The sequence below is a fragment of the Streptomyces sp. NPDC043427 genome, from assembly GCF_056436655.1.
The window spans coordinates 66,654-78,594 of record NZ_JBWKCC010000008.1; the positions used below are offsets into that span (position 1 = coordinate 66,654).

An 11,941-nucleotide genomic window follows, 5' to 3' on the forward strand; every position below is an offset into this window, starting at 1 on the left:
GACTCACCTGATCGAGTGAGTTTCATATGAGATTCGTTGGGTGGGGACGGTACCGCATGGCGCTCGGGGCGGAAGTGTCCCGAGTGACTTTGGCCGGTTAGGTTTCACCCATGAGCGAGGATGTACGGCTGGTCGCCTGGGTGAGGGGACGCGTCCAAGGTGTGGGTTTCCGCTGGTTCACACGGGCCAAGGCGCTCGAGATCGGCGGGCTGAGTGGTTTTGCTCTCAATTTGGCCGACGGTCGGGTGCAAGTGGTGGCCGAGGGGGCACACGAGGGGTGTGAGGGGCTCCTGCAGTGGCTCCAGAGTGACGACACGCCCGGGCGCGTGGACGGAGTCACCGAGATCTGGGACACACCGCGCGGGGGCTACGACGGCTTCGCCATCCGCTGACCCGTGCCGTGAACCGGCCTCGGCGGAAGCGGAGGGGCATGCCACGGGCACATGCCCCAAGCGGAAAGGAGCAGGTGGTTGCCAAGAAACGCTTGCGATGGCAGGCTCCGCACGCAAGGATGATCGCCACGCCCCGAGGGGCCCGCAGGAGTCGCCGCGTCGCCGTTCAAGGCCGCGTGCCCCCGGGATGCCCGCCAATACGGGGCGTGATCGTGTTGACCGTCAAACTTTTTGGTGAGACGCTGAAAGCACCCCGCGCACCTTAGCTGTTTGGCATGGATGAACGGCAGCAAGAACTCAAGAGTGTCAAGCACCGCGGGTGCGAATCCCTCACGACCCACACCGCTTCGGTCGGTCACTCAGTGTGGAGGACCATCCATCATGGCAAAGGCGCTTCTCGGTTACGTCGGCGGCTCCGACCCTCGACTCCTCGCCGAGATGCGACGGCTCCAGCAGCGTGTACAAGACCTGGAATCCGAGCTCGTACGGATCCAGGCGGAAAACGACGCGCTGACGGCTGCCGCTTCTCACGACAGGATCATGGAGAGCATCGACGCACACCAGGCGGAGCCTGTGCTCACCTGATCGCTGCATCGCTCCACAACAGCACACGCAGTGGTTGGGCTGCCCGTATCAACCGCTAAGTTGTCAGAGTTTGCAAGGGACGCTTCGGCGTCCCTTCTTTCTTTCCCCCGTCGCCCCCGGTGTGCCGCTTTTGTGTCCTTCGGGTGCTTTCCCCGCGCATCCTTTCACTGTCTTTAACGTTTGGTGTGCCCTGCGCGTTCATGGGCGAAACCGCGCGTTCATGGAGTGAGACAACACCGGGGGGTAAAGTCCGGCGGCGTGCACCTCAAGGCCCTGACCCTCCGCGGCTTCAAGTCGTTCGCCTCGGCGACCACGCTCCGGTTCGAGCCGGGCATCACATGTGTCGTCGGTCCGAACGGCTCGGGCAAGTCCAATGTGGTGGACGCGCTCAGCTGGGTCATGGGCGAGCAGGGTGCCAAGTCGCTGCGCGGCGGCAAGATGGAGGACGTCATCTTCGCCGGCACCACCGGCCGTCCGCCGCTGGGCCGCGCCGAGGTCTCCCTGACCATCGACAACTCCGACGGGGCCCTGCCCATCGAGTACGCCGAGGTCACCATCACGCGGATCATGTTCCGCAACGGCGGCAGCGAGTACCAGATCAACGGCGACACCTGCCGTCTCCTCGACATCCAGGAACTGCTGTCCGACTCCGGCATCGGCCGCGAGATGCATGTCATCGTCGGACAGGGCCAGCTCGACTCCGTCCTGCACGCCGACCCCATGGGCCGTCGCGCCTTCATCGAGGAGGCGGCGGGCGTCCTCAAGCACCGCAAGCGCAAGGAGAAGGCGCTGCGGAAGCTGGACGCGATGCAGGCCAACCTCGCGCGCGTGCAGGACCTGACGGACGAGCTCCGCCGCCAGCTCAAACCACTCGGCCGCCAGGCCGCGGTCGCCCGCCGCGCCGCCGTCATCCAGGCCGACCTGCGCGACGCGCGCCTGCGCCTGCTCGCCGACGATCTCGTACGGCTGCGGGAGGCGCTGCAGACCGAGGTCGCCGACGAGGCCGCGCTCAAGCAACGCAAGGAGGCGGCCGAGGAGGAACTGCGCAAGGCGCTCCAGCGCGAGGCCCTCCTGGAGGACGAGGTGCGGCAGCTCACCCCGCGCCTCCAGCGCGCCCAGCAGACCTGGTACGAGCTGTCCCAGCTCGCCGAGCGGGTGCGCGGCACGATCTCGCTGGCCGACGCGCGCGTGAAGAGCGCCACCTCCGTGCCGCCCGAGGAGCGGCGCGGCCGTGACCCCGAGGACATGGAGCGCGAGGCCGCCCGCATCCGGGAGCAGGAGGCGGAACTTGAGGCGGCTTTGGAGGCGGCCGAGCGGGCCCTGGAGGACACGGTCGCCCACCGCGCCGACCTGGAACGCGAACTGGCCCTCGAGGAACGCCGCCTGAAGGACGTCGCCCGCGCCATCGCCGATCGCCGTGAAGGCCTGGCCCGGCTCAACGGCCAGGTCAACGCGGCCCGCTCCCGCGCCGCGTCCGCCCAGGCCGAGATCGACCGCCTCGCCGCCGCCCGCGACGAGGCACAGGAACGCGCCGTCCGGGCACAGGAGGAGTACGAGGCCCTGAAGGCGGAGGTCGACGGCCTCGACGCCGGTGACGCGGAACTCGCCGAACAGCACGAGGTGGCCAAGCGGCACCTGGCAGAGGCGGAGACCGCCCTGACCGCCGCCCGCGAGGCGGCCACCGCGACGGAACGCAAACGCGCCGCGACCCAGGCCCGCCACGAGACCCTGGCGTTGGGCCTGCGACGCAAGGACGGGACGGGCGCGCTCCTCGAGGCGAAGGATCGTCTGAGCGGTCTGCTCGGCCCGGCGGCGGAGCTGCTGACGGTGGCATCCGGGTTCGAGATCCCGCTGGCGGCCGCCTTCGGCGCGGCGGCCGACGCGATCGCGGTGACATCCCCGTCCGCAGCGGCCGACGCGATCCGCCTGCTGCGCAAGCAGGACGCGGGGCGTGCGGCACTGCTGCTGGCGGGGGATACAGCGCCCCTCAGTGGCGCGGGGAACGGCGCGACCAGCCACGACGAAGCCGCAGACGACCGACGGCCTCGCACGGCGCCCCCTCCGACGTCATCCCCGGCGGAGCGCCACGCCGCCGACCTCGTCCGCGGCCCCGCCGACCTCCTGCCCGCCGTTCGACGCCTCCTGCGGGACATCGTCGTCGTCGGCACCCTCGAGGACGCCGTGGATCTGGTCCACGCCCGCCCCGACCTCACGGCCGTCACAGCCGAAGGCGACCTGCTGGGGGCGCACTTCGCGCACGGCGGGTCCGGCGCGCCCAGCCTGCTCGAGGTGCAGGCGTCCGTGGACGAGGCCGCCGCCGAGCTGGAGGAGCTGGCGGTGCGGTGCGAGGAGTTGACGCAGGCACAGCACGCGGCCGGTGAGCGGCGCAAGGAGTGTGCCGTGCTCGTGGAGGAGCTGGGGGAGCGGCGCCGGGCCGCCGACCGGGAGAAGTCGGCGGTCGCCCAGCAGCTCGGGCGGCTGTCCGGGCAGGCGCGCGGTGCCGCAGGTGAGGCGGAGCGGTCGGCGTCGGCGGCCGCGCGGGCGCAGGAGGCGCTGGACAAGGCACTCCAGGAGGTCGAGGAGCTGGCGGAACGGCTCGCCGTCGCCGAGGAGATGCCGGTCGAGGAGGAGCCCGACACCTCGGTACGGGACCGGCTCGCCGCCGACGGGGCCAACGCGCGCCAGACCGAGATGGAGGCGCGCCTCCAGGTCCGTACTCACGAGGAACGGGTCAAGGGACTTGCCGGGCGGGCCGACTCGCTGGACCGGGGCGCCCGCGCGGAACGCGAGGCACGCGCGCGTGCCGAGCAGCGGCGGGCACGCCTCCGGCACGAGGCGGCCGTCGCCGAGGCCGTGGCCTCCGGTGCCCGGCAACTGCTCGCACACGTCGAGGTGTCGGTCGGGCGAGCCGAGGAGGAGCGGGCCGCGGCCGAGGCCGCGAAGGCCCGGCGGGAGCAGGAACTCACCGCCGCCCGAGGAGCCGGACGCGATCTCAAGGCGGAGCTCGACAAGTTGACGGATTCAGTCCACCGGGGCGAGGTACTCGGCGCCGAGAAACGGCTGCGGATCGAGCAGCTGGAGACGAAGGCGTTGGAGGAACTCGGTGTGGAACCGGCGGGACTCGTGTCGGAGTACGGCCCGCACCACCTGGTGCCGCCCTCGCCCCCCGCCGAGGGGGAGCAGCTGCCGGAGGACCCGGGGCACCCGCGCAACCAGCCCAGGCCGTTCGTGCGGGCCGAGCAGGAGAAGCGGCTGAAGGCCGCCGAACGGGCGTACCAGCAGCTGGGCAAGGTGAACCCGCTGGCACTGGAGGAGTTCGCGGCGCTGGAGGAGCGCCACCAGTTCCTCAGCGAGCAGCTGGAGGACCTGAAGAAGACGCGTGCCGACCTGCTCCAGGTCGTCAAGGAGGTGGACGAGCGCGTCGAACAGGTCTTCACCGAGGCCTACCGGGACACCGCCCGGGAGTTCGAAGGCGTCTTCAGCCGGCTGTTCCCGGGTGGTGACGGGCGTCTCATCCTGACCGACCCCGACAACATGCTCACCACGGGCGTGGACGTCGAGGCACGGCCGCCGGGCAAGAAGGTCAAGCGGCTCAGCCTGCTCTCGGGCGGCGAGCGGTCACTGACCGCGGTCGCCCTGCTGGTGTCGATCTTCAAGGCGCGCCCCAGCCCGTTCTACGTCATGGACGAGGTGGAGGCCGCCCTCGACGACACCAACCTCCAGCGGCTGATCCGCATCATGCAGGAGCTCCAGGAAGCGTCCCAGCTCATCGTCATCACGCACCAGAAGCGGACGATGGAGGTCGCTGACGCCCTCTACGGCGTGTCGATGCAGGGCGACGGCGTGTCGAAGGTCATCAGCCAGCGTCTGCACTGACTGGCCCTCAACTCTTCAAGGCTTGAACACATTCCCTTCACGTGCGGCTTCACGCCCCCCCGATTACGGCCTCGTATCTCACATTCAGGCCCTCTTGACTTCGAAACTTGAAGGCATAGTCTCTGCAGCGTTACTTTTACCTTCAGGTACCACCTACCAGAAGGGTCGCCCCCACCCGGCAGCGTTGCCGGTGGCCCGAGGAGTACACACGTGACCAGCACAGCGCAGGCACCCAAGTCAGGAGCCAGGACGGCTCATCCCGATCATCTCGGGCACGTCATCTTCATCGCGGCGGCGGCCGCGATGGGCGGCTTCCTCTTCGGCTACGACAGCTCCGTGATCAACGGCGCGGTCGAGGCGATCCGTGACCGGTACGACGTCGGCTCCGCGGCACTGGCCCAGGTCATCGCCATCGCCCTGATCGGCTGCGCCATCGGCGCCGCGACCGCCGGCCGCATAGCCGACCGCATCGGTCGCATCCGGTGCATGCAGATCGCCGCCGTACTGTTCACCGTCAGCGCCGTCGGCTCGGCGCTGCCCTTCGCGCTGTGGGACCTCGCCTTCTGGCGCGTCGTCGGTGGCTTCGCCATCGGCATGGCCTCGGTCATCGGCCCGGCCTACATCGCCGAGGTCGCCCCGCCCGCCTACCGCGGCCGTCTCGGCTCCTTCCAGCAGGCCGCGATCGTCGTCGGCATCGCCATCTCGCAGCTGGTCAACTGGGGTCTGCTGAACGCCGCCGGCGGCGACCAGCGCGGCAGGCTCATGGGCCTGGAGGCCTGGCAGGTCATGCTCGGCGTCATGGTCGTCCCGGCCGTCCTCTACGGCCTGCTCTCCTTCGCCATCCCCGAGTCCCCCCGCTTCCTGATCTCCGTCGGCAAGCGCGAGCGCGCCCGCGAGATCCTCGAAGAGGTCGAGGGCAATCAGGTCGACCTGGACGCCCGGGTCGCCGAGATCGAACTCGCCATGAAGAGCGAGCACAAGTCCACCTTCAAGGACCTGCTCGGCGGCGGCTTCTTCTTCAAGCCGATCGTCTGGGTCGGCATCGGCCTGTCCGTCTTCCAGCAGTTCGTCGGCATCAACGTGGCGTTCTACTACTCCTCGACGCTGTGGCAGTCGGTCGGCGTCGACCCGACGGACTCGTTCTTCTACTCCTTCACGACGTCGATCATCAACATCGTCGGCACCGTGATCGCGATGATCTTCGTCGACCGCGTCGGCCGCCGTCCGCTCGCCATCATCGGCTCGGTCGGCATGGTCGTAGGCCTGGCACTGGAGGCCTGGGCGTTCTCGTACGACCTGGTCGGCGGCAAGCTGCCCAGCGCGCAGGGCTGGACCGCCCTGATCGCCGCGCATGTCTTCGTCCTCTTCTTCGCCCTGTCCTGGGGTGTGGTCGTCTGGGTCATGCTCGGCGAGATGTTCCCGAACCGGATCCGCGCCGCAGCCCTGGGCGTGGCCGCCGCCGCGCAGTGGATCGCCAACTGGGCCATCACCGCGAGCTTCCCGTCGCTGGCCGACTGGAACCTGTCCGCGACCTACGTGATCTACACCGTGTTCGCCGCGCTCTCCGTCCCGTTCGTCCTGAAGTTCGTCAAGGAGACCAAGGGCAAGGCGCTGGAGGAGATGGGCTGACCCTCAGTCCGCCCCCTGAGTTCGGGGAGAAGGGCCAAGTCCCCGCTGCCCCTCTCCCCGTGTCCGTCAGACGTACTGCCCCGGCTCACCCCCCGAGCCGGGGCAGTACGTCTTCGCAGAACAGGCGCAGGCTGCGCCACCCCTCCTCCAGCGGCATCCCGCCGACCAGCGGATGCAGGACGAGACTGTCCAGGCCCAGCGCCACGCACGCGTCCGGCGTCAGCACCCGGTACACGCCCTCGGCGCGCAGCTCCGCCACGCTCGTGGCCGCCGACTTCACGGCCGAGCGGACCGTGCCGGACTGCCAGGAGGCGTAGGTCCGCGCCTCATGGAGGAAGTGCTCGCCGTACCGCGCCCACGTCCGCTCCGGATCCTCGGCCAGATGCAGCAGCGGGGTCTCGGCACTCGGCATCATCGTCCAGCCCTCGGTGCCGTACTCCACGAGCCGCTCCTTGTAGTACGCCTCCAGTTCCGGCAGGTGCGCGCTGGGGAAGAAGGGCAGGCCGAGCCGCGCGGCCCGGCGGGCGGCGGCCCGGGAGGAGCCGCCGACCAGCAGCAGGGGGTGCGGGTCCGAGCAGGGGCGCGGGGTGACCCGTACGGTACGGCCCCGGTAGGTGAACTCCTCGCCGGTCCACGCCTTCAGCACCGTCTCCAGCAGCTCGTCCTGGAGCCGCCCGCGCTGCTCGAAGTCCACGCCGAAGTGGTCGTACTCCTCGCGCCGGTAGCCGATGCCGGCGACCGTGACGAGCCGGCCGCCGCTCAGCAGGTCGAGCACGGCCATGTCCTCCGCCAGCCGCAGCGGGTCGTGCAACGGGCCGATGACCGCAGAGACGGTGACCGCCAGGCGCCGGGTCGCGCCGAGCACCGCGCCCGCGAAGACGAACGGCGAGGGCAGCCAGTTGTTGGCGGCCCCGTGGTGCTCCTCGGTCTGCACGGTGGCGACCCCGTGCTCGTCGGCGTACGCCGCCATCTCCAGGGCCGCGCGGTAGCGGGCGCTCAGCGAGGCGGGCGTGGCGCCGGGCTCGACGAGATTGAAACGGACGACCGTGACGGGCATGGCGGGCCCCCTTCGTGTGTGGAGGGGGACGGTAGCTGACGGGCCGTCAGGTAGCCAGAGGTGTCATCCTGGAGTCTTGTGAGGGTGCGTCGCGGCCCACGGCATGGACCGTGACACACCCTGGGTCCGCTTTTGCGGCCCGACCCGCCGCCGATGCTGATACTGGACGGGTTGTGACTCCGCCCCTGAGGGGCTTCCCGGCCGACTTGAAGCCGAGCGGGCGGGCCAGCCCGGCCCGGCGGGGCCTGAGGCCCGCGTGGACAACGAAGGTCCGAGCGGGAGGTCACGCCATACTGGAGCCGTTATGGACATCGTCATCCTTGCTGTAATCATCGCCGTGGTCGTGCTCGGCGCCATCGGCGGGCTCATCATCGGCAGTCGGCGCAAGAAGCCGCTGCCCCCGCCGCCGCCCGCCGCACCCGACATCACCGCGCCTCCCGCCGAACCGCACGTCGGCGACGAAGCCGAGACACCGCGCGACGAACCGCGCCGCACGATAGAGGAGGTGGATCTTCCGGACGGCGGCTCGACCGGCGTCGCCGTCGAGGAGCCACCCGTCGTCGAGGCTCCCGAGATCGAGATCCCGGAGCCCACCGAGGGGCGCCTGGTACGCCTGCGCGCCCGCCTTTCCCGCTCCCAGAACGCCCTCGGCAAGGGGCTGCTCACGCTGCTCTCGCGCGAGCACCTCGACGAGGACACCTGGGAGGAGATCGAGGACACCCTCCTCACCGCCGACGTCGGCGTCCAGCCCACCCAGGAGCTGGTCGAGGGGCTGCGCGCGCGGGTGAAGGTGCTGGGCACCCGCACCCCGGAGGAGCTGCGCGGCCTGCTGCGCGAGGAGCTGCTCAAGCTGGTCGGCACCGATTTCGACCGCACGGTGAAGACCGAGCCCGCGGACCGCAAGCCGGGCATCGTGATGGTCGTCGGCGTCAACGGCACCGGCAAGACCACCACCACCGGCAAGCTCGCGCGCGTGCTCGTGGCGGACGGCCGTACCGTCGTCCTCGGTGCCGCCGACACCTTCCGTGCCGCCGCCGCCGACCAGCTGCAGACCTGGGGTGAGCGTGTCGGCGCCCACACCGTGCGCGGGCCGGAGGCCGGCGACCCCGCCTCCGTCGCCTTCGACGCGGTCAAGGAGGGCAAGGAGATGGGGGTCGACGTCGTCCTCATCGACACCGCGGGCCGCCTGCACACCAAGACCGGGCTCATGGACGAGCTCGGCAAGGTCAAGCGTGTCGTCGAGAAGCACGCCCCGCTCGACGAGGTGCTGCTCGTCCTCGACGCCACCACCGGGCAGAACGGTCTCGTCCAGGCCCGGGTGTTCGCCGAGGTCGTCGACATCACCGGCATCGTGCTGACCAAGCTGGACGGTACGGCCAAGGGCGGCATCGTCGTCGCGGTCCAGCGCGAGCTGGGCGTGCCGGTCAAGCTGGTCGGACTCGGTGAGGGCGCGGACGACCTGGCGCCCTTCGAGCCGGAGGCGTTCGTGGACGCGCTGATCGGTGAGTGAAGCCCGTCCCCGCAAGGAAGCGCCCGTTCCCGAGAAGCAGTGGGGGGACGGGCGCTTCGCTGTGTGCGCCTGAGCGGTGTAGCCGGACAGCCCTACGCGCGCGAGCGGTGGGCCACGTACGCCAGTGTGCCCAGCAGCAGTCGGGCCGCCGGTGGTTTCATGGCCGTGTCCAGCTCGGGTGGGCGCAGCCAGCGGACCGGGCCGTGGCCGCCGCGGTCGGAGGGGGGCACCGTGATGTGCGTACCGGGGCCGAGACCGCGCAGGTCCAGAGAGGACGGGTCGTCCCAGCCCATGCGGTAGAGAAGTGCGGTCAGGTCCGCGGCCGCGCCGGGGGCGACGAAGAAGTGGGCGCGGCCCTCGGGGGTCACGGTCACCGGGCCCAGGGGGAGGCCCATGCGCTCCAGCCGGACCAGTGCCCGGCGGCCGGCGGCTTCGGCCACCTCGATCACGTCGAACGCGCGCCCGACCGGCAGCATCACCGCCGCCCCCGGGACCTCGCCCCACGCCTCGGTCACCTCGTCCAGCGTCGCCCCCGCGGGGATCTCCGGAGCGAAGTCGAGCGGATGAGCGCCCGGCGCCCGGCAGCCGGAGCGACCGCAGGAGCACGCGCCCGCGGCGGCCCGCGCGCCCGGTACGACGTCCCAGCCCCACAGGCCGGTGAACTCGGCCACGGCCGTGCACTCGGACGAGCGGCCGCGGCGGCGTGAAGTGGACCGGAAGTCGCGCATCCCCCGGCTGCTGCCGATCGTGAAGCCCATGCCCCCTCCAACGGGTCCGACGCACCGATGGTTACGAGAAGCGCCCGTAGTGTTACTTTGCGTTATCAACTTCCGCGTTCGGCGGTCGTGGAACCGGCGCTTGGAAGCGCGCAGGGTGGTGCGGCCGTCAACACGCGCCCCCGTGTGCATCGTTCCGCTCGCTCTCAACTGTCGTCAGTCAAGTCAATCGCGAGTGGACGACCGTTAGTTCATTCGAAGGGGTGGCGAATGGTGGCGTTTCCCTGTTCGCCATGGCTGGATGCGTGATCGTGGGATTACTTTGAGTGTGCGAGCCCTGGGGCACATGCACAGGTGAGTATGCCGGAGGCAAAGGCGACTCCCGTTCGAAGGGTGGCAACCGTCGTACGGGAGGCGGCGATTGGCGGCATTCTGATAGGGCTTGGCGCACTCGGCGACAAGTGGTCTCAGGGATGGGGGCGTTCCAGTGGGCGGCAACGGCGGAGGTGGGATGAACGCTGACAAGCGCCCCAACGAGCTGCTCGGGTCGTGGTTCGTGCGCAGCGGCTGGTCCAAGGGCGAGCTCGCGCGCCAGGTCAACCGCCGGGCCCGCCAGTTGGGGGCCAACCACATCTCCACGGACACCTCGCGCGTGCGCCGCTGGCTCGATGGCGAGAACCCCCGCGAGCCCATTCCCAGGATCCTGTCCGAGCTGTTCTCCGAGCGGTTCGGCTGCGTCGTCTCCGTCGAGGACCTCGGTCTGCGCGCAGTCCGCCAGTCACCGTCCGTGTCCGGCGTGGACCTGCCCTGGACGGGCCCGCAGACTGTGGCCCTGCTCGGCGAGTTCTCACGCAGCGACCTGATGCTGGCGCGGCGCGGCTTCCTCGGGAGCTCGCTGGCCCTGTCCGCGGGCCCGTCCCTCATCGAGCCCATGCAGCGCTGGCTCGTCCCCACGCCGCCCGCCCCGCGCACGGAAGCCGAGTCGATCCCCAGCAGCCGGGCGCGCGGCCGGCTCTCCAAGCCCGAACTGGAGCTGCTGGAGTCCACCACCGCGATGTTCCGGCAGTGGGACGCCCAGTGCGGCGGCGGCCTGCGCCGCAAGGCCGTCGTCGGGCAGCTGCACGAGGTCACCGACCTCCTCCAGGAGCCCCAGCCCGAGGCCACCACCAAGAAGCTGTTCAAGGTCGCCGCCGAGCTCGCCGAACTGGCCGGCTGGATGAGTTACGACGTGGGGCTGCAGCCCACCGCGCAGAAGTACTTCGTCCTGGCCCTGCACGCCGCCAAGGAAGCCGGCGACAAGCCGCTCGGCTCCTACGTCCTGTCCAGCATGAGCCGCCAGATGATCCACCTCGGCCGGCCCGAGGACGCCCTGGAACTGATCCACCTCGCACAGTACGGAAGCCGTGACTGCGCGAGCCCGCGCACCCAGTCGATGCTGTATGCGATGGAGGCCCGCGCCTACGCCAACATGGGGCAGCCCGGACGGTGCAAGCGGGCCGTGCGGATGGCGGAGGACTCCTTCGCCGACACCGACGACTGGGACGAGCCGGACCCTGACTGGATCCGCTTCTTCTCCGAGGCCGAGCTGCACGGCGAGAACAGCCACTCCTTCCGCGACCTCGCCTATGTCGCCGGCCGCAGCCCCACCTACGCCTCCCTTGCCGAGCCCCTCATGCGGCGGGCCGTCGAGCTGTTCGCCGAGGACTCCGAGCACCAGCGGTCGTACGCACTGAACCTGATCGGGATGGCCACGGTCCACCTGCTCCAGCGCGAGCCCGAGCAGAGCACCGGACCGGCCGTGCTGGCCATGCAGATCGCCAAGAAGGTGCGCTCCGAGCGCGTCAACACCCGTATCCGAAAGACCGTGGACACCGCTGTACGCGACTTCGGGGACCTCACCGAGGTCGTGGACCTCACCGAGCGGCTCGCGACCGAGCTTCCCGAGGCGGCCGAAGCAGCCGTCTGAACCCCTGAACCCCGGCCGCGGCCGGCCCTCCCGAACTGCCCGACTCGGCTCCCCCATGCCAGGTCGTCGGAGGCCGACCGCGGCCGGTTTTCGATCCTTCGAAAGAAGGTTGCGCCACGATAACGATCCACGCGGCGCCCATCCGGCAGTTCATCGACGCGTAACACACACGGCGCCTTCGTCACGGCGGCGAAACAACGAGGGGCTTCC

8 protein-coding genes are annotated in these 11,941 nt (G+C 70.3%); 6 read left to right on the top strand and 2 right to left on the bottom strand.

Annotation, left to right across the window (positions count from 1 at the left end; all coding sequences use genetic code 11):
• Positions 1-110: 110 nt before the first annotated feature.
• The 4 genes from AC067M_RS16130 to AC067M_RS16145 all read left to right on the top strand — a co-directional run bounded on the left by AC067M_RS16130 (position 111) and on the right by AC067M_RS16145 (position 6,482).
• Positions 111-392 (top strand): acylphosphatase, encoded by a 282-nt coding sequence (locus tag AC067M_RS16130; RefSeq protein ID WP_478697622.1) that lies wholly within the window; start codon positions 111-113, stop codon positions 390-392.
• Positions 393-773: 381 nt separating this feature from the next.
• Positions 774-977 (top strand): hypothetical protein, encoded by a 204-nt coding sequence (locus AC067M_RS16135; RefSeq protein ID WP_478697623.1) that lies wholly within the window; start codon positions 774-776, stop codon positions 975-977.
• 258 nt (positions 978-1,235) lie between these two features.
• Positions 1,236-4,853, top strand: a complete 3,618-nt coding sequence (gene smc / locus AC067M_RS16140; RefSeq protein WP_478697624.1) for a chromosome segregation protein SMC — start codon at positions 1,236-1,238, stop codon at positions 4,851-4,853.
• Positions 4,854-5,063: 210 nt separating this feature from the next.
• Complete coding sequence (locus tag AC067M_RS16145) at positions 5,064-6,482, top strand: sugar porter family MFS transporter (RefSeq protein WP_478697625.1); 1,419 nt, start codon at positions 5,064-5,066, stop codon at positions 6,480-6,482.
• Between the two features lie 85 nt (positions 6,483-6,567).
• On the opposite strand, the gene AC067M_RS16150 is transcribed toward AC067M_RS16145, so the two are convergent.
• Positions 6,568-7,539 (bottom strand): LLM class flavin-dependent oxidoreductase, encoded by a 972-nt coding sequence (locus AC067M_RS16150; protein WP_478697626.1) that lies wholly within the window; start codon positions 7,537-7,539, stop codon positions 6,568-6,570.
• 304 nt (positions 7,540-7,843) lie between these two features.
• Here AC067M_RS16150 and ftsY point away from each other — a divergent pair, with 304 nt between their 5' ends.
• Positions 7,844-9,049, top strand: a complete 1,206-nt coding sequence (gene ftsY / locus AC067M_RS16155; RefSeq protein WP_478697627.1) for a signal recognition particle-docking protein FtsY — start codon at positions 7,844-7,846, stop codon at positions 9,047-9,049.
• A 92-nt stretch (positions 9,050-9,141) separates the two neighbouring features.
• Here ftsY and AC067M_RS16160 read toward each other — a convergent pair whose 3' ends face one another.
• A complete protein-coding gene (locus AC067M_RS16160) occupies positions 9,142-9,807 on the bottom strand; it encodes a bifunctional DNA primase/polymerase (protein WP_478697628.1) in 666 nt (221 codons plus the stop codon).
• A gap of 445 nt (positions 9,808-10,252) precedes the next feature.
• On the opposite strand from AC067M_RS16160, the gene nsdA reads away from it, so the two are divergent.
• Positions 10,253-11,731 (top strand): transcriptional repressor NsdA, encoded by a 1,479-nt coding sequence (gene nsdA, locus AC067M_RS16165; protein WP_478697629.1) that lies wholly within the window; start codon positions 10,253-10,255, stop codon positions 11,729-11,731.
• Positions 11,732-11,941 lie beyond the last annotated feature (210 nt).

What these genes read in the sequence shown, in the direction of transcription:
- AC067M_RS16135 (WP_478697623.1), top strand. Translation starts at nt 774, where the DNA reads ATGGCAAAGGCGCTTCTCGGTTACGTCGGCGGCTCCGACCCTCGACTC.
- ftsY (WP_478697627.1), top strand. Translation starts at nt 7,844, where the DNA reads ATGGACATCGTCATCCTTGCTGTAATCATCGCCGTGGTCGTGCTCGGC.
- AC067M_RS16130 (WP_478697622.1), top strand. Translation starts at nt 111, where the DNA reads ATGAGCGAGGATGTACGGCTGGTCGCCTGGGTGAGGGGACGCGTCCAA.
- AC067M_RS16160 (WP_478697628.1), bottom strand. Translation starts at nt 9,807, where the DNA reads ATGGGCTTCACGATCGGCAGCAGCCGGGGGATGCGCGACTTCCGGTCC.
- AC067M_RS16150 (WP_478697626.1), bottom strand. Translation starts at nt 7,539, where the DNA reads ATGCCCGTCACGGTCGTCCGTTTCAATCTCGTCGAGCCCGGCGCCACG.